19 protein-coding genes are annotated in these 21,167 nt (G+C 50.9%); 12 read left to right on the top strand and 7 right to left on the bottom strand.

The features are described 5' to 3' along the window. The 8 genes from ABCW45_RS10655 (at position 1) to ABCW45_RS10620 (ending at position 8,117) form a co-directional block, all read left to right on the top strand. The gene (locus ABCW45_RS10655) at positions 1–915 is read left to right on the top strand and encodes a ketopantoate reductase family protein (protein WP_343220818.1); all 915 of its coding nucleotides are present in this window, start codon (positions 1–3) and stop codon (positions 913–915) included. Between the two features lie 48 nt (positions 916–963). Then, positions 964–1,380, top strand: a complete 417-nt coding sequence (locus ABCW45_RS10650; protein ID WP_343220817.1) for a DUF3842 family protein — start codon at positions 964–966, stop codon at positions 1,378–1,380. Between the two features lie 65 nt (positions 1,381–1,445). Next, positions 1,446–2,600 (top strand): M23 family metallopeptidase, encoded by a 1,155-nt coding sequence (locus tag ABCW45_RS10645; RefSeq protein ID WP_343220816.1) that lies wholly within the window; start codon positions 1,446–1,448, stop codon positions 2,598–2,600. Positions 2,601–2,715: 115 nt separating this feature from the next. Further along, positions 2,716–4,824: a PTS sugar transporter subunit IIABC gene (locus tag ABCW45_RS10640; RefSeq protein ID WP_343220815.1), complete on the top strand. Its 2,109-nt coding sequence runs from the start codon at positions 2,716–2,718 to the stop codon at positions 4,822–4,824. 14 nt (positions 4,825–4,838) lie between these two features. Continuing rightward, complete coding sequence (locus ABCW45_RS10635) at positions 4,839–5,096, top strand: HPr family phosphocarrier protein (RefSeq protein ID WP_117503026.1); 258 nt, start codon at positions 4,839–4,841, stop codon at positions 5,094–5,096. A 15-nt stretch (positions 5,097–5,111) separates the two neighbouring features. After that, complete coding sequence (ptsP, locus tag ABCW45_RS10630; protein ID WP_117503025.1) at positions 5,112–6,734, top strand: phosphoenolpyruvate--protein phosphotransferase; 1,623 nt, start codon at positions 5,112–5,114, stop codon at positions 6,732–6,734. 34 nt (positions 6,735–6,768) lie between these two features. Continuing rightward, complete coding sequence (locus ABCW45_RS10625) at positions 6,769–7,602, top strand: Cof-type HAD-IIB family hydrolase (protein WP_117512741.1); 834 nt, start codon at positions 6,769–6,771, stop codon at positions 7,600–7,602. A 194-nt stretch (positions 7,603–7,796) separates the two neighbouring features. Then, the gene (locus ABCW45_RS10620) at positions 7,797–8,117 is read left to right on the top strand and encodes a YerC/YecD family TrpR-related protein (protein ID WP_021905286.1); all 321 of its coding nucleotides are present in this window, start codon (positions 7,797–7,799) and stop codon (positions 8,115–8,117) included. Positions 8,118–8,199: 82 nt separating this feature from the next. On the opposite strand, the gene ABCW45_RS10615 is transcribed toward ABCW45_RS10620, so the two are convergent. The 6 genes from ABCW45_RS10615 to ABCW45_RS10590 form a co-directional block, all read right to left on the bottom strand. Next, positions 8,200–8,820, bottom strand: coding sequence for a DUF1836 domain-containing protein (locus ABCW45_RS10615; RefSeq protein ID WP_215703921.1), 621 nt, complete (start codon positions 8,818–8,820; stop codon positions 8,200–8,202). 147 nt (positions 8,821–8,967) lie between these two features. After that, positions 8,968–9,981 carry a TAXI family TRAP transporter solute-binding subunit gene (locus tag ABCW45_RS10610; RefSeq protein ID WP_015554978.1) on the bottom strand — a complete coding sequence of 338 codons (1,014 nt, stop codon included), beginning with the start codon at positions 9,979–9,981 and terminating at the stop codon, positions 8,968–8,970. A gap of 212 nt (positions 9,982–10,193) precedes the next feature. Further along, positions 10,194–11,444 carry a sodium/glutamate symporter gene (locus tag ABCW45_RS10605; protein WP_120041016.1) on the bottom strand — a complete coding sequence of 417 codons (1,251 nt, stop codon included), beginning with the start codon at positions 11,442–11,444 and terminating at the stop codon, positions 10,194–10,196. A gap of 414 nt (positions 11,445–11,858) precedes the next feature. Further along, a complete protein-coding gene (locus tag ABCW45_RS10600; protein ID WP_015554975.1) occupies positions 11,859–13,109 on the bottom strand; it encodes a sodium/glutamate symporter in 1,251 nt (416 codons plus the stop codon). A 236-nt stretch (positions 13,110–13,345) separates the two neighbouring features. Continuing rightward, positions 13,346–14,032, bottom strand: coding sequence for a response regulator (locus ABCW45_RS10595; RefSeq protein WP_015554974.1), 687 nt, complete (start codon positions 14,030–14,032; stop codon positions 13,346–13,348). Beyond that, positions 14,020–15,702, bottom strand: coding sequence for a sensor histidine kinase (locus ABCW45_RS10590; protein WP_117503024.1), 1,683 nt, complete (start codon positions 15,700–15,702; stop codon positions 14,020–14,022). The genes ABCW45_RS10595 and ABCW45_RS10590 overlap by 13 nt, the downstream gene beginning before the upstream one ends. Positions 15,703–16,037: 335 nt before the next feature. Here ABCW45_RS10590 and gap point away from each other — a divergent pair, with 335 nt between their 5' ends. The 4 genes from gap (at position 16,038) to ABCW45_RS10570 (ending at position 20,959) form a co-directional block, all read left to right on the top strand. Beyond that, entirely contained in the window at positions 16,038–17,057 is a 1,020-nt protein-coding gene (gene gap, locus ABCW45_RS10585) for a type I glyceraldehyde-3-phosphate dehydrogenase (protein WP_015554972.1), read from the top strand. 237 nt (positions 17,058–17,294) lie between these two features. Beyond that, entirely contained in the window at positions 17,295–18,518 is a 1,224-nt protein-coding gene (locus ABCW45_RS10580) for a phosphoglycerate kinase (protein WP_343220814.1), read from the top strand. Between the two features lie 274 nt (positions 18,519–18,792). Beyond that, on the top strand, positions 18,793–19,542 hold the full coding sequence (gene tpiA, locus ABCW45_RS10575; RefSeq protein WP_118599375.1) for a triose-phosphate isomerase: 750 nt from the start codon (positions 18,793–18,795) through the stop codon (positions 19,540–19,542). A gap of 532 nt (positions 19,543–20,074) precedes the next feature. Beyond that, positions 20,075–20,959, top strand: coding sequence for a DegV family protein (locus tag ABCW45_RS10570; RefSeq protein WP_343220813.1), 885 nt, complete (start codon positions 20,075–20,077; stop codon positions 20,957–20,959). Here ABCW45_RS10570 and ABCW45_RS10565 read toward each other — a convergent pair. Further along, a partial coding sequence (locus ABCW45_RS10565; RefSeq protein ID WP_343220812.1) for a hypothetical protein occupies positions 20,944–21,167 on the bottom strand: 224 nt, incomplete at its 5' end. The genes ABCW45_RS10570 and ABCW45_RS10565 overlap by 16 nt on opposite strands.

Here is a 21,167-nt window from a genome sequence, read left to right as displayed (position 1 = left end):
ATGGAGATCAAAAAGATCGGAATTGTCGGACAGGGCGCTCTCGGCGTCATGTACGGAAATTATCTGAAAAAACGGATGGGAAATGAGAATGTCTTTTTTATCGCGGATGAGGGGCGCGTAAACCGCTACCGGAGCGCGGATATGGTCTGCAACGGGGAAGCCTGTGGATTTTCCTACCGGTCTCCGGCGGAGGCGGTGACGGCGGATCTCATTATCTTTGCGGTGAAGTTCATGGGAATGGAGAGCGCGCTTGAGACCGTGAAGCCGTTTGTCGGGGAGCATACCCTGTTCTTGTCGGTACTCAATGGAATTTCCAGCGAGGAGATGATCGAGAAAGCCTACGGCGCGGATCATGTGCTCTACGCCTGCGTGCAGGGCATGGACGCAGGAAAGGACGGAAATGAGGTCACCTACAAAAATATGGGTTATATCACCATCGGAAATAAGGACAGGAGCCATGATGAGAAGCTGAAGGCGGTGACGGAGCTTTTTGACCGGACGGTGCTGGCCTACAAGGTTCCGGATGATATTCTTCGGGAACAGTGGAACAAGCTCATGTTAAACACCGGTGTGAATCAGGTGACAGCGGTCTACGGTGCGCCATACAGCCTGATCCAGAAAGAGGGAGAGGCGCGTACCATGATGATCGAGGCCATGCGGGAGGTTCTCCGTGTGGCGGACACCCAGGACATTGATCTTACGGAGGCGGACATCGATTACTGGCTGGAGCTTCTTGCGACCTTAAACCCGGAGGGACATACCTCCATGTGCCAGGATGTTCTGGCAGGACGCCCGACAGAGGTGGACCTGTTCGCGGGAACGATGCTTAAGATCGCAAAGAAAGAGGGATTTTCTCTTCCTGTGAATACGTTTTTATATGAGAAGCTGAAGGAATTAGAAGGCGCTCCGGATTGAGCGCGGTGAGTCAATGCTATCATTCAGACAAAGGAGAACAAGAAACACATGACGATCATGGTAATAGACGGTCAGGGCGGAAAGATGGGCAAAGGCCTGGTGGAACAGTTAAAGAAGCTTTGCCCGGAAGATGAGATCCTGGCGATCGGAACGAACAGCATTGCCACAGCAGCAATGCTGAAGGCGGGGGCGGATGCCGGCGCCACAGGGGAAAACCCGGCGGTAGTCACAAGCCGCACCGCCGACATTATCGTCGGCCCCATGGGAATCGTCATTGCCGATTCCCTCATGGGTGAGGTTACGCCCAAAATGGCCGTCGCTATCGGTCAGAGCCCAGCCAAAAAAGTTCTGATCCCCGTAAACCGCTGCCAGCACTTTGTCGTGGGCTGCAGGGATATTTCTATGGGGGAGTATGTGAAGCTTGCGGTGGAGGAAGTTTTGAAGATCCGCCGTGGGGAGATATAGGTTTCATGGCATAATTCTCTGCCTGTCCGCATACACTGGGATGTATGTGGGAAGGAGAGTGTGCCATGAGGAAAAAAGAGCATTCGGGATCGGCAGCAGTGATCGGGGCACAGCTGGTGATCCTTTTTATTTTGACGGTTTCCCTGTGCGTTCAGAGCAGAAAAGCGGCGGCGGAGAATACATATGCGGTGATGGAGAAGAGCGGTGAAGGCAGTCGGGCTGGGGAGCCTGAAAAAGCCGGGGAAGCGGGGGACAGCCAAAAGAAAAAATATATCCACTGGGTGGAATTTAATGTTCCGGCGGACGTGATGGAGAAGGCGTTCCGGCTGGACATGGGGACGGTGCAGGAAGAGGTGCATTTTAATTGGGTGGAGCTGCTGGCATATCTCGGGGCGAAATATGGCGGAGATTTTGAGCGGTTCCGGCAGGCGGATCTGGACGCGGTGGTGGAGAAACTGAAGTCCGGGGCGGCAATGGAGGAAATCACAAAGGACATGAAGTATTATGCTTATTACCGGGAGGCATATGGGGCGGTCCTGGATGGCATGGTGGGGTATTTTGAGCAGGAGAGCGGCAATAATAAGGTCTGGCTCAGAAAATATGGTCTGAAGGTGTTCTCACCGATCGCGAAAAACTTTCCCTACAGCGATTTTGACGATTTCGGCGCGTCCCGGTCCTACGGATTTAAGAGGAAGCACCTGGGCCATGACATGATGGGACAGGTGGGGACGCCGGTGATCGCGGTGGAATCCGGGTATGTGGAGGCTCTGGGCTGGAACCAGTACGGCGGCTGGCGGATCGGAATACGGAGTTTTGATAAAAAGAGGTATTACTATTACGCCCATCTGCGCCAGAACTACCCGTATCAGTCGAATTTAAAAGAGGGCAGTATCGTGACGGCGGGCGATGTGATCGGATATCTCGGCAGGACCGGGTACAGCACCACGGAGAATACAAACAATATCACGACACCGCACCTTCACTTCGGGATCCAGCTCATTTTTGATGAGTCACAGAAAGAAGGAAATAACGAGATCTGGATCAACTGCTACGAGATTGTGAAATTCCTGCGGATGAACCAGAGTGAGACGGTGAAGGTGGAAGGGACGAAAGAGTGGACGAGAGTCTATAATATGAAGGACCCCGGAATTCCAGAGAGCTCAGAACGAACAGAAAATTTAGAACAGCCGGAGGAGAGTGAAGCTCCAACGACTGACTAAAGGCGGGAAACATGGATAGAATTTCAGAAATCTCCCCATAATAACCCAGGTAAGAAAGTTCCGGTACCACTTTCCGGAACTTTTTTCTTAATAAAGAAACGAAAGGGTGAGATTCATGAAAGATCAGGTCTTTGGCGTCCTGCAGAGGATCGGGAGGTCGTTTATGCTGCCGATCGCACTGCTGCCCGTGGCGGGACTATTGCTTGGCATCGGCGGTTCCTTCTCGAATACCACGATGCTTGAAACGTACGGGCTCACGCGGATCATGGGACCGGGAACCTTCTGGAACGCATTGTTCACGGTGATGAGTCAGGCGGGGGATATCGTGTTCGCGAACCTTCCGATCCTGTTTGCCATGGGCATCGCCATCGGCATGGCAAAAAAGGAGAAGGAAGTGGCTGCGCTGGCGGCGGTCATCTCCTTTCTCGTCATGCATGCGGCCATCGGTGCGATGATCGCGGTAAACGGTGGGACGGATGCCTTAAAAGAGGGGGCCGGTGCCATGGTGGCGGGGATCCAGTCCCTGCAGATGGGGGTGTTCGGCGGAATCCTGGTGGGACTTGGGACCGCATGGCTCCACAACCGGTATTACAGGATCGAGCTCCCACAGGTGCTGTCCTTCTTCGGCGGGACAAGATTCGTCCCCATCGTGAGCGCTCTGTTCTATGTCCTCGTGGGCATTCTCATGTACTTTATCTGGCCGCCGGTCCAGGCGGCGATCTCAGGAGTCGGCGGCTTCGTGCTCCGCTCCGGGTATCCTGGAACATGGTTTTACGGCTTTATGGAGCGTGCCCTGATCCCCTTCGGCCTGCACCATGTGTTTTATATCCCGTTCTGGCAGACCGCAGTGGGCGGCACCATGGAGATCGGCGGAAAAATCGTGGAAGGTGCTCAGAACATTTTCTTTGCGGAGCTTGCGGATCCCAAAACGACAAGATTTTCCGTGGAAGCCACAAGATTTATGGCAGGAAAGTTCCCGCTTATGATCTTCGGACTTCCGGGAGCGGCCCTGGCCATGTACCAGGCGGCGCTGCCGGAAAAGAAAAAGGAGGTCTCGGGACTTCTCCTCTCTGCAGCACTGACCTCCATGCTCACGGGGATCACAGAGCCGCTGGAGTTTACATTCCTCTTTACCGCGCCGCTTCTCTACGGGATCCACTGCGTGTTCGCAGGACTGGCGTACATGCTGATGCACATGCTCGACGTTGGAGTCGGAATGACATTCTCCGGTGGGCTCATCGATCTGTTTCTGTTTGGAATCCTTCAAGGAAACAAAAAGACCGGGTGGCTCTGGATCGTTGTGGTCGGAGTCTTCTATTTTCTCATGTACTGTGCGGTGTTCCTGGTTCTGATCCGGAAACTTGACTATAAGACGCCGGGGCGGGAAGTGGGGGCTGCGGCGAAGCTCTATACGAGAAGCGATGTGGAGCAGAGGAAGGAAGAGAGAAAAGGAACTGGTCCCGGACAGGCCGGCAGGGAAAAATCTGCGGGGAAGACGGGAACACGTTCCGGGGAGATCCTTAAGGGGCTTGGCGGGCCGGACAATATCACGGATGTGGACTGCTGTGCGACGAGACTTCGGTGCACCGTAAAGGATGAGAAAAAAGTAGACGAGTCCGTATTAAAAGCGACCGGGGCGTCAGGTGTCATTAGAAAAGGAAAAGGTGTTCAGATCATCTATGGTCCGCAGGTGTCGGTCATCAAATCGGATCTGGAAGAGTATCTGGAAAAGTACGGGGATGAAAGTGAGGAAGGTGATAGTCATGAACTTATAAAAAGTCCCATGACAGGAACCGTAATCCCGCTTTCGGAAGTCCCGGATGAAGCATTTGCCGGAAAAATGATGGGAGACGGTGCGGCGGTAATTCCGGATGATGAATATGTGTACGCACCGGCGGATGGGACAGTAACATTTGTATTCCCGACAAAGCATGCAATCGGATTCCAGACTGATGGTGGACATGAGATGTTGATCCATGTTGGAATCGATATAGTATCGTTATCAGGAGATAGCTTTGAGGCTTTTGTGCACGATGGGGATCATGTACGGACCGGGGATAAGCTTTTGAAGGCAGATATTCAGGAAATTAAAGATAAAGTTCCATCTTTGGCATCCCCGGTTCTTTTCACAGATCTTCCGGACTGCCTGGAAGTTCATATTTTAAAGCGCGGAAAGATCCGGAGCGGGGAACCTTTTTTAGAGCTGCATAATAAAGAAAAATAGGAAGTGGGTTGATTATGGAGACATTTCAGTATACAATTACAGACGAGATCGGAATTCACGCGAGACCGGCGGGAGAGCTTGCGAAGCTTGCAAAGGAATTCCAGTCGAAGATCACGATAAAGACAGAGACAAAACAGGCAGATGCCGAAAGGCTCATGGCGGTGATGGCCCTCGGGATCCGTCACGGTCAGACGATCACCGTGGAGACCGTCGGTCCGGACGAAAAAGAGGCGGCAGAGGCGGTACAGGACTTTTTTCAGGCAAAACTGTAAGGCGGATATATGAGTATGGAGATCATAAAAGGAAAATCAATCTTAAATAAGGTAGCGATCGGGCCGATCCTCTACCACAGAAAGACGGAAAGCCAGGTAAAGCGCCGGACGGTGGAGGATACCGAGGCGGAGGTAAAACGGTACGAGATGGCTGTGGCGTGCGCGGAGGACGAATTAAAGACACTCCATGAGAAAGCCTGCGAACAGGTAGGAGAGACGGGGGCGGCGGTGTTTGAGGTCCATATGATGATGCTGGAGGACGCGGACTACCGTGATTCTGTGCTGAACATTATAAGAAACCAGAAGACGAATGCGGAGTACGCGGCGGCGGTGACCGGTGACAACTTTTATCGTCTCTTCGCGGATATGTCGGATGAATATTTCCGCGCACGGGCGGCGGATGTGAAGGATATCACGAACCGCCTTGTAAAGATACTCTCCGGTGACGCGGTGGAGTCGGGCTTCCTAACCCAGCCAGTGATCCTGATGGCGGAGGACCTGGCCCCCAGTGAGACAGTACAGTTGGAAAAGAACATGCTGCTTGGATTTATCACCGAGCAGGGTTCCCCGAACTCCCACACGGCGATCCTGGCCCGCAGCATGAACATCCCGGCTCTTGTGTCCGTGGATGTCAAGGAAGCTTGGGACGGAAAGATGGCGGTCATCGACGGCGAGACGGGAATGCTCTATGTGGATCCGGACGAGGAGATGCTGGCTGCCATGGAGAAGAAGAAGCAGGCGGAGGAAGAAAAAGAGCGCCTGCTGCAGGAATTAAAGGACAAAGAGGATGTCACCCTGGACGGAACGAAGGTGAAGCTCTACGCCAATATCGGGGATGTTTCCGATGTTGCGGAGGTCTTAAAGAGCAACGCGGCGGGCATCGGCCTGTTCCGGAGTGAGTTTTTATATCTTGAGAAGAAGACATACCCGACGGAGGAAGAGCAGTTTGCAGCATACCGTCAGGTGGCGGAGATGATGGCGGGAAAAGAGGTCATTATCCGCACTCTGGACATCGGCGCCGACAAGCAGGCGGACTACTTTAAATTGAAGAAGGAAGAAAACCCGGCGATGGGCTACCGCGCGATCCGGATCTGCCTCACAAGACCAGAAATCTTCCGCACCCAGCTTCGGGCGATCTATCGCGCCAGCGCATTCGGAAAGATTTCCATCATGTTCCCAATGATCGCATCCCTTTGGGAAGTCCAGAAGGCGAAGGAGATCGCGGCCTCTGTCCGTGATGAACTAAAGGAACAGGGCGTTCCATTCGGCAATGTGGCCATCGGCATCATGATCGAGACCCCGGCGGCGGCGATCATCAGCGAGGATCTGGCAAAAGAGGTGGATTTCTTCAGTATCGGAACCAATGACCTTGTCCAGTACACGTTAGCCATCGACAGACAAAACGAGAAATTGGATGAATTCTACGATCCGAAACATCCGGCGGTGCTGCGGCTGATCCGCTTTGTGGCGGAGAGTGGCCATAAGTACGGCTGTATGGTTGGAATCTGCGGTGAACTTGGCGCGGAGACGGATCTCACGGAAGATTTTTTGAAGATGGGAATCGATGAACTGTCGGTGTCCCCGTCCTTCCTGTTAAAAGTGCGGGAGAAGATCAGACAGACGGATCTTACAAAATAAAATCGAGCGCATCCTGCGCATAGAGGAGTCATAAATGCAGACAGAAAAAAATATGGCAGGTCCATACGAGATCATCGTACTGGACCTGGACGGCACGCTGACAAACCGGGACAAGGTGGTCACACCGCGGACGAAGGCGGCACTTATGAAGGCGCAGGAGCGCGGAAAAAAGGTGGTTCTCGCGTCGGGACGCCCGACCCAGGGCGTGATGCCGCTTGCGAAAGAGCTGCGCCTGGACGAGTACAGCGGGTATATTCTCTCCTTCAACGGCGGACGGATCATCAACTGCAAGACCGGGGAGACCGTGTTTGCGAGATCTCTGCCGGTTTCTGCCAATAAGAAGATCATCGGGCTTGCAGAGGAACATCAGGTGGACATCGTCACATATGAGGGCAGCAGGATCATTTCCTCAAATCCGGAGTCCCCGTACGGAAAGCTGGAGAGCCGGATCAACGGGATGGAGCTCTGGAAGCCGGAGGACATGAAGGAATATGTAAACTTTGAGGTCCCGAAATTTCTTATGATGGAGGACGGCGATTACCTTGCGATGGTGGAGCCGAAGGTGAAGGCGGCCATGGGAAAAAATTTCAGCGTTTACCGCTCAGATCCGTTCTTTCTTGAGGTCCTGCCGAAGGGAATCGATAAGGCTCAGAGTCTGGAGCGCCTGCTGGAAGTCCTGGGACTCACGAAAGAGCAGATGATCGCCTGCGGGGACGGTTACAATGACCTCACGATGATCAAGTATGCGGGCCTCGGTGTTGCCATGGAAAATGCGGTCCTGCCGGTGCGGAGTGCGGCGGATTATATCACGGCGTCCAACAATGATGACGGTGTTGGGCTGGTTGTGGAGAAATTTATGTTGGCATAGAAAATGGCTGCTTATATTCCAACGGGATATGGCAGCCATAACTCTTTTTGCTTTTTTGCACAGAAATACTGGACTTTTTGAATCTAACGTGCTAAACTGTGATTAGTGCGTTGAACGAAATGATCCATAAAGATGCAGCAAAAATATTGTTCTGAGCTTGCTGCAAATATGAAGCAGAAGGGGTAACAGTAAACATGAATAAGAAAATCAAGACAGACGCAGTTGATCACCTTTTTGAGGCGATTCTGACATTGAAGACGCCGGAAGAGTGCTATGCCTTTTTCGAGGACGTCTGCACGGTGAATGAACTATTGTCCTTATCTCAGCGTTATGAGGTTGCGAAGATGCTGAGGGAAAAACGGACATATCTCGATATCGCGGAGAGCACAGGTGCTTCCACCGCAACGATCAGCCGTGTAAACCGGTCTTTAAATTACGGAAGTGACGGATACGATATGGTATTCAAGCGCCTTGGATTCGAGAAACTCGATGATGAGAACGGCGCGGAGAAATAAGAGAAAGTATTTTTAATATGTAAAAAAAGGCCTTCTGACAGAAGCAAAATGGGGATTGCTTCTGAAGGAAGGTCTTTTTGAATTATTTCTTTTTCTTCGGCGGATTCTCGGCCCGAAGCTCATCCGCCAGCCGTTCGATCATCTGCTTCTTCAGGAACACATCAAACGCCAGCTCACAGATAAACGCGAAGAGCTGCAGCGATTCCTCGTTCTCCGGGTCCGCGGCACCTTCCGCAGCAGGGGGAAACGTCTCTTTCGCCTTCTCAAATTTCTCTTTCACATCATCCTTCAGCCGATCCATCTGATCATGTTCCATGGAGAAGATCTTTGTGTAGATCTCTGCCAGGGAGGATTCCGATGTGCCGAAATGGTTCTCCGTAATATAGGAAAGAACCGTCTCGATATCCGTGAAGCTCAGCAGATTTTTAAAATAATAGATAAATACCAGAAGCAGGATATGTTCCTGGGTATATTTTTTCCGTACCGGGGATGGAAGCAGGTTGTTTTTCGCATAGTTGTTGATCATAGTCTTTGTCAGAACCTTGTCTTCCGGGTAGCGCTTTAACTCACCGAGGTGCTTCTCCATAAAGGTCGTCACCTGATCCATATAGAGGTCGATCTGCGGGATCTCATCCACATGAATGTGGTCGAGGCTGTCCAGGTGGGCAAGCAGCTCATTCAGTCGTTCTTCATTCGTTCTCATGGTGAAACTCCTTTCATCCATCTATTATATAGTATTAAAAACTATATGACAAGGGGCAAAGATGATTTTAAACAAAAAGCGCATCATCCGGGGACGATATCCCGGATGGTGCGCTTTCGACTGTTTATACTTTTATACTGAAAAGAGTTATCTGCTATGCTCCTGCAGCAGTCCCTGTTCCGCATAATACCGTTCAGCTCCCGGATGAAGCTCGATCGGAAGATCCTCGTACATGAATCCCGTCTGTGAGGCATAGGAGAGGGCGGGATGGAGATCCTTTAAGCGGTCACGGTTCTCGTAGAGGATCGAGGTGATCTCATAGACGAGATCGTCGCTCATGTTCTCGCTGACGCAGAGGAGACATTTGATCCCAAAGGTCGCAACATTCTCGTCCTGACCGTTGTAGGTACCGGCGGGGATCTCCTCCATATAATAGAATGGATTGGAGCGGATGATGGAGCGGAGCTCAGAATCCGTGTATTTTAAAAGATGGCACGGAACCGCGTCCGCCAGCTTTGCGAGTCCGGAAATTGGCACACCGGTAAACCCGTGAATTGCGTCGAGGGTCCTGTTTTTAACCTCCTCAGCGCCCGAGCCGAGGCCGCAGTTGACAAGGGTAGAATTCTGTTCTGTGACACCGAGAACACTCAGGGAAACCTTTGCGGCGAGCTCCGTGGTGGAATCATGAGGACCGACCCCAAGTTTATTCCCCTTCAGATCATGCACGTAAAAAATACCGGAATCATCCCGGGCCATCCAGTTCGAGATGCTTGGATAGAGGGCTGCGATGACCTTGAGTCCTTTAAACGGGGCATCTTTGAATTCCCCGCTTCCGTTTACTGCGGCAAAGGCCACATCACCGCTGACGAGTCCGAGATCGATGCTTCCCTGTTCGAGGGAACGGACATTCCCGGCGGAGCCCGTGGAAGCGCTGACATTCAGTTTGAGGGTGGAGTCAGAATCCTCAACGACCCCGGAGATCGCTTTTCCGACCGGGTACATGGTCCCGCCGCTGTCGGCAGTTCCGATCGTCAGGATTTTTAATGAATCTGATGCTGCCCCTGTCTGGCCCTGCGGGGGCGCGGAAGCCTTTCCGCATCCGCCAAGCGCGAGACCGGTGCAGAGGAGGAACAAAGAAATTATGTGTGAAAATTTATGCATGAAGATATCCTATTCCTTGTGTGTTCAGGCTGTAAAACCGGAAAAAGCTCCGGACAGCTTTTGTAACTTTACATCTTTAGAGTATAACATAAAATCTGTGGCAGATACAATGTATTTTAGAAAAACAAACAAAAACCGGTCGGAGAGGGGGGATCTCCGACCGGAAAAGAGGGTTATACAAATGAGAAACCAATAAATATTGTAAGGCTCTGTCAACTCCGGAACAGACTTCCGAAGATGGAGAGGAAGATCGGGTTGTAGATATCGTCGATGATAACGGCAAAGGATGGATATAAAACCCAGGCGATAGTGTGCCAGCCGTACTGGTCCATGATCGCTTTCTCGTTTGCGACGGCGTTGGAACCGGAACCGCAGCCCCAGCCGATGTTTCCGGCTGTCATGACAGCTGCACCGTAATCGCGTCCAAAGAGGTTGAAGGATACAAAGATTCCAAAGAGTGCCATGAAGATGCCCTGTGCTACGAGGATGATGCCCATCTGTCCTGCAAGGGGAGCAAGCTTCGTGAAGTCGGTGGTCATAAGTACGAGGGCAAGGTAGAGCTCTAAGAACATGTGTTCAATAGCGTCAACCTCCGGTACATAGAACTTGATTCCGGTTGCTTCCATGACGTTTCTCGCAATGGCACCGGCGAAGAGGCAGCCGATGAATTTCGGCATCTCGATCATCGGGATGTTATCGAGCAGGCAGTAGATCGGCATTCCGAGTGCTGCGAGAAGAAGACACATCGCGAACATCATGATCATTTTCGTGTTGTTAAGCTCCGGAACTCTTCCGGTTGCATGTGCTTCCGGTTTGTCGTTCGGATCAGACTTTAAGCCGTGCTTTGCGATCAGGAAGGCTGCAACCGGACCGCCGATCAGGGAACCCATGATATTTCCCATGGTACCTGCCGCGACACCAACAACGGTGGCATCCGGCGCGCCCCATTCCTCAAAGATCGGGCCGAACGCAGACGCGGTGCCGACACCGCCGGACATCGCCGCGGAAGAACACTGGAGCGCTAAGAGCGGGTGCATTCCGATGAGCTGGCTCAGTGCGTATCCTAAGAGGTCCTGACAGGTGATCAGAAGACATGCTGCAAATGCGATGAGGATACAGAGCTTTCCGCCTGCGTGCTTTAACATCTTCGCGCTGAAGCCGAAGCCTACGCAGAGGAAGAATAAGTTCTGGCAGAGATCCTTCATGATCGTCGCGTCGAAGGAGATTCCGACGATTCCGGCACCCTTGATGCAGGATACGATGATCGAGAAGATCAGACCGGAAATAACAGGCGCCGGGATCGCGTATTTTCTGAGCGCCTCAGAACGGGCAACGATGGCCCTGCCAAGGAAGATCACGATGGCCGCGAAACCGAGAGTACACAGGTACTCAAACTTGAAAGAGGCGACTGCTCCGTCGGCTGCCGGTTTGTAGGTGCCGAAATAACTGATGATACTTTCCATAAGAGTTCCTCCAATCCTTTTTTAGTAGGTGTGTTCCGATAGACTCCCGAAAATAAAACAGTGAATGGAACTGTTTTATTTCCCCACAGAGGAATCTGCCGGAGGTGTTTGGGAAGGTAAAATCTTTATGAAAAAAGAATAAAATATTTTCAAATAAAATGCAATTTTAATAAGTATTAACCAATAATTGTAACTTAAGTAACAAAAATACAGTAAAAAACTTACAAAAACGGATACAGAGAGAATATAAAGCTATACGGAAAATTAGCGGGAAAGGACTTGACATCTTTGAGCGTCCCGCGCAGCCGGTATCTTTGCGCAAAAAATCCGCCCGGAAGAGTGGGAATCTCTCCGGGCGGATATAAGAGGGGTATGTTTCAAGATCAAAAACTGTATATGGGATACGACTTGCGATCAGCCTTTGAATAAGCCACCAAAGATGGAAAGGAAGATCGGGTTATAGATATCATCGATGATAACAGCGAAGGACGGGTAAAGAACCCATGCGATGTTATGCCATCCGTACTGATCCATAACAGCCTTTTCGTTCGCTACTGCGTTCGGACCGGAACCGCAGCCCCAACCGATGTTGCCGGCTGTCATAACGGCTGCGCCGTAGTCACGGCCAAAGAGGTTGAAGGAAACGAAGATACCGAACAGAGCCATGAGGATCGCCTGTGCTACGAGGATGATACCCATCTGGCCTGCAACCGGGGCAAGCTTTGTGAAGTCTGTTGTCATAAGAACAAGTGCAAGGTAAAGCTCCAGGAACATATGCTCGATGGCGTCAACCTCCGGAACATAGAACTTGATGTTTGCAGCTTCCATGACGTTTCTTGCGATGGCACCTGCGAAGAGGCAGCCGATGAATTTCGGCATCTCAATCATCGGGATATTGTCGAGTAAGCAGTAAATCGGCATGCCGAGAGCTGCGAGAAGTAAGCACATTGCGAACATCATGATCATCTTTGTGTTGTCAAGCTCCGGTGCCTTGCCGGTTGCCTTTGCTTCCGGCTTATCGTTCGGGTCAGCCTTTAAACCGTGCTTTGCGATCAGGAAAGCCGCAACCGGACCACCGATGAGGGAGCCCATAACGTTACCAAGAGTACCTGCCGCAACACCGATCGTTGTAGCATCCTGTGCACCCCAGCCCTCGAAGATCGGACCAAAGGCAGATGCGGTACCAACACCACCGGACATCGCTGAGGAAGAACACTGAAGAGCGAGGAGCGGATTTAAGTTGATCAGGTGAGCGATCGCAACACCGAGAACATCCTGACAGGTGATCAGGAGGCAGGCAGCAAATGCGATCATGACGCAGAGCTTTCCGCCTGCATGTCTTAACATCTTTGCGCTGAAGCCGAAGCCTACGCAGAGGAAGAAGAGGTTCTGACAGAGGTCTTTCATGACCTTTGCGTCAAAACTGATACTGACTGTGCCGGTCATCTTGATCGCGGAAATCAGGAGTGAAAAGATGATACCGGAAACAACCGGAGCAGGAATCGCATATTTTCTTAATGCCGCGGAATGTGCGACGATTGCGCGTCCGAGGAAGATTACGATTGCTGCAAAGCCGAGAGTACATAAATACTCAAATTTAAAATTTGCGATTGCGCCATCGGCAGCTGGTGTGTAGGTGCCGAAATAGCTGATGATATTTTCCATAAAATATCCTCCTATCCTTTTTTTGCCTTACACATTCCGCTCTTCTTTTCCTGTCCCGGGAATCCGGAAACAGCTCACAGATGAAAAGAAAAGCGCTCCATCTGTTTATACCCCGTTTACATTGATGAAAATGTGTAAAAACTTTATAAAAAGAATAAAAGATTTTGTGCATGGTGTCAATTTAAGTAAGTAAGTAACAGGTTTTGTAAATATCGTAACTGCCGCCGGAGGGCAAATCATTTTTGCCCGAATCCATATTTGATCGAAGGGCGGCCGCCGGTCTTGTAATCGATCGTGCTGATGATCTCGCCTGTGTCTACCATATAGTTCATGTATCTGCGGATCGTGATGCGGGAGAGGTGGATCTGCTCGGCGATCTGCTCGCTGGTAAAGAAGCCATTCCGGTTGTTCTGCAGATATTCCCGGATCATGGCAAGGGTTGTCTCGTTCAATCCCTTTGCGAGTGACGGCTTTGCGTCTGCCCTCTGGTCATTCACGGAAAAGAGACGGTCGATATCGTGCTGGCCGAGTCCCCCGTGGCTGTGCTCCAGATACTTCTTTGTCTCGGTAAAACGGTCAAGAGCTGTCTTAAAACGCGTATATTCGAAGGGTTTCACGAGATAGTCGGTGATCCCGCGATTTAACAGGGAGCGGACGATATCCGTATCGTTCGCGGAGGTGACCATAATGACGGATGGTGTGAGGCCGGCATTGTGGAGGGCATCGAGAAATTCACCGCCGTTCATGACAGGAGTATAGTAATCGAGAATGATCAGGTCAGTGGGATTCGTCTTCAGGTAGGGGAGCGCCTCCGACCCGTTTTTAAAGATCCGGTCCACCCGGAATTCCGGAGTGACCTCGACATACTGTTTATTGATGGAGGCGACCATCGGATCGTCCTCGATGATGATTACATGATACATGGTGTATGCTTCCTTTCCGTAAATGTGATGGTAAAGCAGGTGCCCTCTCCCGGTTCTGTCTCGATGGAGATCTCGCCGTTCCCGCTGTCTACAAGCTGTTTGATCAGGAAAAGTCCGGTCCCGCGGTTTGTGCCCTTGGACGAGACGCCCTTTTCATAGATCCTGTCGATCAGATCCGGATGGATCCCGCGCCCGGTGTCCTCACAGGTGATGATATTGCAGCCCGGGTCACAGTAGATCCCGAGTGTGATCTCCCGGATCTCAGGACTGCCTGCGGAAAGCTCCTCGATGGCATTTTCGAGAAGATTTCCGACGATCGTGATATAGTTTTCGACCGGAAGAAGGAGATCCTTTTCCAGACAGCGGCTGTCCGGGGAGACGGTGAGCAGGATGCCGAGCTCCGCGGCATGCATCATTTTTCCGATCACAAGGGCGCAGATCTTTGATACGCGCAGACAGTCCGCAGTCTGGCGGATCGACTGGCTGGAGACAAGGTTGCTGTTGATAATGAAGTTGATGGCCTCCTCCGTCTGACCGGTCTGGAGGTAGCCCAGGATCACGTGGAGCTTATTTAAAAATTCGTGGTTGAAGGCGCGCAGTGTGTCAAGCATCGCCTTTGCTCCGGTGAGCTCGTCCATGACCGTCTCCATCTCCGTCTGGTCATTGATGATCGTGAGGATCACCGGATGCTCCGTCTGGGTGTCTGCCGGAATCTCACTGACCAGAAGTCTTCGGTTCTCACAGGTGCAGGCACGGTGGTAGGACGGTGTGCCGGACGCGAGGACCCGGTCTGCCTGGGATTCCGGGAAGAAATCCCTGAAAGTGCGTCCTTCCATAAGAGGTTCAGTCCGTTCCTGTCCGGAAGTCCCATCGTCCGGGGAGACAGAAGGCGGATCCTCCGGTTTTTCAGGCAGGACATGAAAGAGATTTTCTGCCGCCTGATTTGCGTAGACCACGGAACCGGTGGAATCCGTGGCGACAAGCCCCTCCTCCAGTGCATTCAGCACGGTATCCTGACGCAGATACAGGTCGAGAAGCTCCGTCGGATGATGTCCCATCAGGGAATCCCGGAGAAGGGAGACGAGTCCGTGAGCCAGAAGAATGCTGACGAGCAGCATGATCATTGCTGCTAATAAATAGGTAGGAAAGACTTCGTGGATCTGCTCTGAGATATAGGTGTTGAAGACCGACGCTATAACGAATCCGATGATCGCTCCGTCGCTGTTCCGGATCGAATGGAAAGCCCGCCGCTGGGAACCGTTTGTACCGTAGCCGATGGTGATATAGGGCTGGCTTCCTTTTAATATTGCCTCCTCCTCGCCGCCGACGAAGGTTTCCCCCGTCTCCTTCCGGTTTGTGTGGTAGAACCGCAGCCCGGTCGTATTATAAATGGCTATAACATTGAGATCGGGAAAATTTTCAGACAGGGAATCCAGAGCTTCATTGGCGGATCCGTCCGGATAACCGTTTTCCAGCATGGAGACAACATTGTCCATGGAGGCGACATAGGCGGCGAGGGCGCTGATGTTTTTATCGATCTCCTGACGCTGACGTGTAATCGTCGAAAAAAGGGTTATACTTAAGGAGAGGAGCAGCAGGCAGACGGACACTGCCATAAAGCTGAAAAACAACTGGCTCTCCAGGGATAGTTTTCGAAATTTCTGCATCATGAAACGTGTCCTCCATAGTGGAATACAGGGTATTGATATTTATGCCTTAGTATAAAAAAAAAAAGAAGGAGTTTCAAGAGGAAAGATGACGAAAAAAAGAGGGATTCCCGGCTTTTGCCGAAAAAAGGAGAAAATCTTCGATTCATATTGGGAAAAGTTTGTAAAAAGGACTTGCTATTTCTGGCAGAATTATGTACAATAAAACCAAGGTTGATTAATATTTAACAATCATAACTGTTTGGCGTTTCAGAGTATCCTTTATGTTCCGTGAAACGTGCGGACATGCTGAATGGTTATGAAACGACCACACATCATTTTCTAGGAGGAAAAGAAAAATGGCAGTTAAAGTTGCGATTAATGGTTTTGGCCGTATTGGCCGTCTTGCATTCAGACAGATGTTTGGCGCAGAAGGATTCGAGATCGTTGCGATCAACGACTTAACTTCTCCGGAGATGCTCGCACACCTTTTAAAATATGATTCCACACAGGGCAGATATGCTCTTGCGGATACAGTATCCTACGGTGAGGATTCTATCACTGTTGATGGCAAAGAGATCAAGATCTACGCGAAAGCAAACGCAGCTGAGCTTCCGTGGGGCGAGATCGGTGTAGACGTTGTTCTTGAGTGCACAGGCTTCTACACATCCAAAGCAAAAGCACAGGCTCATATCGATGCAGGCGCTAAGCACGTTATCATTTCCGCTCCGGCAGGAAACGATCTTCCGACGATCGTTTACAACGTAAACCACGAGACATTAAGCAAAGATGACCACATCATCTCCGCTGCTTCCTGTACAACAAACTGCCTCGCTCCGATGGCAAAGGCATTAAACGACTCTTACCCGATCCAGTCCGGTATCATGTGCACGATCCACGCTTACACAGGCGACCAGATGACACTTGACGGACCGCAGAGAAAGGGCGATAAGAGAAGAAGCCGTGCAGCAGCGATCAACATTGTTCCGAACAGCACAGGCGCTGCAAAGGCAATCGGCCTTGTAATTCCGGAATTAAACGGCAAGCTCATCGGTTCTGCTCAGCGTGTTCCTACACCGACAGGTTCCACAACGATCTTAACAGCTGTTGTTAAGGGCCAGCCGACAAAGGAATCCATCAACGCAGCAATGAAAGCAGCTTCCAACGAGTCCTTCGGCTACAACACAGATGAGATCGTTTCCAGCGATATCGTTGGTATGAGATACGGTTCTCTCTTCGATGCAACACAGACAATGGTTCTCCCGATCGACGAGAACACATCTGAGGTTCAGGTTGTATCCTGGTACGACAACGAGAACTCCTACACAAGCCAGATGGTTCGTACAATTAAGCACTTCGGAAAACTGTTAAATGCTTAATCGGTCCACAGAAATTGTGACAAATTAGACTCACTGAGGGGTCCGGTCTGTTGAGGACCGGATCCCTTTTTTATGTAACAGGAAATTACGAGGAATTCCCTGTTGCATAAAAAGGCACTGACGTGCCAAAGATGCGCACTCGCGCGAAAGCCCGCCTCCCGCGAAAGACTCCGGCGGCTGCCGTGGGGCGGAAGACAGGCAGATGTCTGTCAGAAAATATCAAGGAGGAATTCCGACATGTCTTTAAATAAGAAAACAGTTGATGATATCAACGTAAAAGGTAAAAGAGTTTTAGTCCGCTGCGATTTCAATGTACCGCTTAAGAACGGCGAGATCACAGATGAGACACGTATCAACGCGGCTCTCCCGACGATCCAGAAGCTGATCAACGATGGCGGCAAGGTAATTCTTTGCTCCCACCTCGGAAAAGTTAAAAACGGACCGAACGAGGGAGAATCCCTTGCACCGGTTGCAAAGAGCCTTTCCGCAAAGCTTGGCAAGGAAGTTGTATTCGTTTCTGATTACAATGTAACCGGCGAAGCTGCAACAAAGGCAGTGGATGCTATGAAAGAAGGGGACGTAGTCCTTATTCAGAATACACGTTTCCGCGGCGCTGAGGAGACAAAGAACGGCGAGAAGTTCAGCAAAGAGCTCGCGGATCTCGCAGACGATTATGTATGCGACGCGTTCGGTTCCTCCCACAGAGCACACGCTTCCGTAGCAGGTGTTACAAAATTCATCTCCGCAAAGGGCGGCTCCAACGTAGTCGGATACCTGATGGAGAAAGAGATCGCGTTCCTTGGAAACGCGGTTGAGAATCCGGTTCGTCCGTTCGTAGCAATCCTCGGCGGCGCAAAGGTTGCTGATAAGTTAAATGTGATCTCCAACCTGCTTGAGAAGTGTGATACCCTCATCATCGGCGGCGGTATGGCTTATACCTTCTTAAAGGCACAGGGCAAGGAGATCGGTAAGTCCTTAGTTGACGATACAAAGATCGACTATTGCAAGGAGATGATGGAGAAGGCAGAAAAGCTTGGAAAGAAGCTTCTCCTTCCGGTTGATACAACTGTTGTTGCTGAGTTCCCGAACCCGATCGATGCACCGGTTGAGGTTGAGTACGTTTCCGTGGATGCGATCCCGGCAGACAAAGAGGGCGTTGATATCGGACCGGAGACCTGCAAGCTCTACACAGAAGCTGTAAAGAACGCAAAGACGGTTGTATGGAACGGACCGATGGGTGTATTCGAGAACCCGACTCTCGCTGCAGGTACGATCGCGGTTGCGAAAGCACTTGCTGAGACAGATGCTACAACGATCATCGGCGGCGGTGATTCCGCGGCAGCAGTCAACCAGCTCGGCTTCGGTGACAAGATGAGCCATATCTCCACAGGCGGCGGCGCATCCTTAGAGTTCCTGGAAGGAAAAGAGCTTCCGGGCGTTGCCGCAGCGGATGACAAATAATGAATGAAACCAGTACACCGTGCTCCGGAACAGGCGTGGAAGGGCGCTGCAAGCTCGCTTGCACAAGCCCTTTCAGGTCTGTTCCGGTATAGGGGGCACGCCCCCGGCTTCTTGTTTTTATGAAATAAAAACAAGAAGATGCACGGTGGGGAGCAAATGTACGCATTTACTTTCCTGGCTGTAAATATTATAGTGTCCGAGATTCCAGATCCGGGACGGCGATCCCGTCCCGGATTTTGTGATATAAAATTGGTATATATGGGGGTAGAGAACCATGGCAAGAAAGAAAATTATCGCTGGAAACTGGAAAATGAACATGACTCCGTCCGAGGCAGTGGCACTCGTTGAGACATTAAAGCCGCTTGTTAAGACGGAGGAAGCGGACGTTGTATTCTGCGTACCGGCTATCGACATCATTCCTGTCGTAAAGGCATGCGAGGGAACAAACATTGAGGTTGGTGCTGAGAATATGTATTTCGAGGAGAAGGGCGCATACACAGGCGAGATCTCCCCGAACATGCTGACAGATGCCGGCGTAAAATATGTGATCATCGGACATTCCGAGAGAAGAGAGTACTTTGCTGAGACAGATGAGACTGTCAATAAGAAAGTCTTAAAGGCATTCGAGCATGGACTGACCCCGATCATCTGCTGCGGTGAGACTCTTACTCAGAGAGAACAGGGAATCACTCTGGATTGGATCCGCAAACAGGTGAAGATCGCGTTCCAGAACGTGACAGCAGATCAGGCAAAGACTGCTGTGATCGCTTACGAGCCGATCTGGGCGATCGGAACCGGAAAGACAGCTACCACAGAGCAGGCTGAGGAAGTCTGCGGAGCGATCCGTGCGTGCATCGGCGAGATCTACGACGAGGCAACAAAGGAAGCGATCCGCATCCAGTACGGTGGATCTGTAAACGCTGGAAATGCTGCAGAGCTCTTTGCGCAGGCGGATATCGACGGAGGACTTGTCGGCGGCGCGTCCTTAAAGGCTGATTTCGGAAAGATCGTAAATTACAAATAAGGTAACTATTCAGTACCTTCATAGTTACGTGCAAAAATCCATTCCAGATCAGCTTCGCTGATGGGATTTTTGCCTTCCAGCCTATGTTTTCTTACGGTCAGCGCAGCAAGTGCGTAGACCTACTGAACAGTTACCAAATAAGTATCATATATGCAGGAAGAGATTCCCGGCTGTATGAATATGCAGTTTAAATAAAATTGCAAGGGAAATAACAGGAAAAATTTTGAGCGCTGTGTCATGGAAAATAGGATGTGACACAGCGCCTTTTATTTACGCGAACAACGAGCCAAAGTCCGCGCTTGCGCGAGACCTTGGCGACTGTCGCGATAACAAGGAGAAACTCGCGAAGCGTGTTTTCACTTGTTTACGATTTACAATAGTGACAATCTGTCATTTTTTGCGTCCACCCTATTGACTGGAAAGAATGGAAATGTTACGATATTTAGATGTTCAAAATATTTTAGACAAAAATGATTTGATTTTACAGGAATCCGGCTGCGTCGGATCAGAGAATGAAAGAGGAAATACCTATATGAAGAAGATTGGAATCGTAACAGACAGTCACAGCAGTATCAGCCAGGAAGAGGCGGAAAAACTTGGAATTTTTGTCCTGCCGATGCCGTTTTACATCGATGGGGAGTGTTTTTACGAGAGCGTGACCCTGTCCCGCGAACTGTTTTTTGAGAAGCTGGCGGCCGGAGCGGATATTACGACGTCCCAGCCATCACCGACTGCAGTGATGGAAATCTGGGACAAGGCGCTGGAGCAGTTTGAAAAGATCCTTTATATGCCGATCAGCAGCGGTCTCAGCGGTTCCTACGAGACGGCGATGATGTTGGCGAAGGATGAAGCGTATGAGGGGCGTGTCCTCGTTGTAGATGACGGGCAGGTTGCGGCTCCGCTCCATCAGATGGTATTGGATACGCTGGATATGATCGAAAAAGGATATGAGGCGGAACAGATCCGTGATCTCCTCGAAAGGGCGGGAGACCGGATGATGATCTATATCGCGCTCCAGACGCTGGAGTGCTTAAAGAAAGGCGGAAGAGTGACACCGGCGGCAGCGGCGTTGGGATCTGTGTTTAATATCAAGCCGATCCTGAAGTTGCAGACAGGAAAGCTGGACTCCTTTAAGAAATGTCACGGGATCGTAAAAGCAAAGAAGGCGGCCATCGAGGCCATGCAGGCGGAGATCCGGGATAATTTTCAGGATGCGTTAAATGACGGTGCCCTCCACCTTCTGGCGTCCTCCAGCGGAACAGACGAGGAGAATGCGGCATGGGTCGAGGAGATCAAGGAGGCATTCCCGGGCGTTCCGCTTCTCTACGATAATCTGTCCCTCGGCGTATCCTGCCATATCGGACCGGGCGGAATGGGAATCGGGTGCGCGGTGGCACCGGATTATAAGAGAGTGTAATGCCGGGGATATGGTTCTTTTGCAGAATGTGCGCCGGGTAGAAGCTGATCGTGGAATTCGATAAGAGTTTCAGATAGAAGTTGTAAGCTCACGAAAAACGCATGAGTAAATAAATTGTGAACATGCCCCTTTTCTGGTAAAATTAAAAGAAAAGGGGCGTTGGTATATGCAGGAATTATTAGATTGGCTGGAATACATAGAAGATGAT

The organism is Pilosibacter fragilis (genome assembly GCF_032490495.1).
GTDB classification, from domain to species: domain Bacteria; phylum Bacillota; class Clostridia; order Lachnospirales; family Lachnospiraceae; genus Pilosibacter; species Pilosibacter fragilis.
Note: the sequence above shows the minus strand (reverse complement) of the source record. Positions and strands in the feature narration are given on the sequence as shown.

Bases quoted from the DNA above. Each gene is read 5' to 3' on its own strand.
- ABCW45_RS10595 (WP_015554974.1), bottom strand. From the start codon at position 14,032: ATGTATCATGTAATCATCATCGAGGACGATCCGATGGTCGCCTCCATC.
- ABCW45_RS10610 (WP_015554978.1), bottom strand. From the start codon at position 9,981: ATGCATAAATTTTCACACATAATTTCTTTGTTCCTCCTCTGCACCGGT.
- ABCW45_RS10645 (WP_343220816.1), top strand. From the start codon at position 1,446: ATGAGGAAAAAAGAGCATTCGGGATCGGCAGCAGTGATCGGGGCACAG.
- ABCW45_RS10635 (WP_117503026.1), top strand. From the start codon at position 4,839: ATGGAGACATTTCAGTATACAATTACAGACGAGATCGGAATTCACGCG.
- ABCW45_RS10615 (WP_215703921.1), bottom strand. From the start codon at position 8,820: ATGAGAACGAATGAAGAACGACTGAATGAGCTGCTTGCCCACCTGGAC.
- tpiA (WP_118599375.1), top strand. From the start codon at position 18,793: ATGGCAAGAAAGAAAATTATCGCTGGAAACTGGAAAATGAACATGACT.
- ABCW45_RS10605 (WP_120041016.1), bottom strand. From the start codon at position 11,444: ATGGAAAGTATCATCAGTTATTTCGGCACCTACAAACCGGCAGCCGAC.
- ABCW45_RS10655 (WP_343220818.1), top strand. From the start codon at position 1: ATGGAGATCAAAAAGATCGGAATTGTCGGACAGGGCGCTCTCGGCGTC.
- gap (WP_015554972.1), top strand. From the start codon at position 16,038: ATGGCAGTTAAAGTTGCGATTAATGGTTTTGGCCGTATTGGCCGTCTT.
- ptsP (WP_117503025.1), top strand. From the start codon at position 5,112: ATGGAGATCATAAAAGGAAAATCAATCTTAAATAAGGTAGCGATCGGG.
- ABCW45_RS10570 (WP_343220813.1), top strand. From the start codon at position 20,075: ATGAAGAAGATTGGAATCGTAACAGACAGTCACAGCAGTATCAGCCAG.
- ABCW45_RS10620 (WP_021905286.1), top strand. From the start codon at position 7,797: ATGAATAAGAAAATCAAGACAGACGCAGTTGATCACCTTTTTGAGGCG.
- ABCW45_RS10625 (WP_117512741.1), top strand. From the start codon at position 6,769: ATGCAGACAGAAAAAAATATGGCAGGTCCATACGAGATCATCGTACTG.
- ABCW45_RS10650 (WP_343220817.1), top strand. From the start codon at position 964: ATGACGATCATGGTAATAGACGGTCAGGGCGGAAAGATGGGCAAAGGC.
- ABCW45_RS10600 (WP_015554975.1), bottom strand. From the start codon at position 13,109: ATGGAAAATATCATCAGCTATTTCGGCACCTACACACCAGCTGCCGAT.
- ABCW45_RS10590 (WP_117503024.1), bottom strand. From the start codon at position 15,702: ATGATGCAGAAATTTCGAAAACTATCCCTGGAGAGCCAGTTGTTTTTC.
- ABCW45_RS10640 (WP_343220815.1), top strand. From the start codon at position 2,716: ATGAAAGATCAGGTCTTTGGCGTCCTGCAGAGGATCGGGAGGTCGTTT.
- ABCW45_RS10580 (WP_343220814.1), top strand. From the start codon at position 17,295: ATGTCTTTAAATAAGAAAACAGTTGATGATATCAACGTAAAAGGTAAA.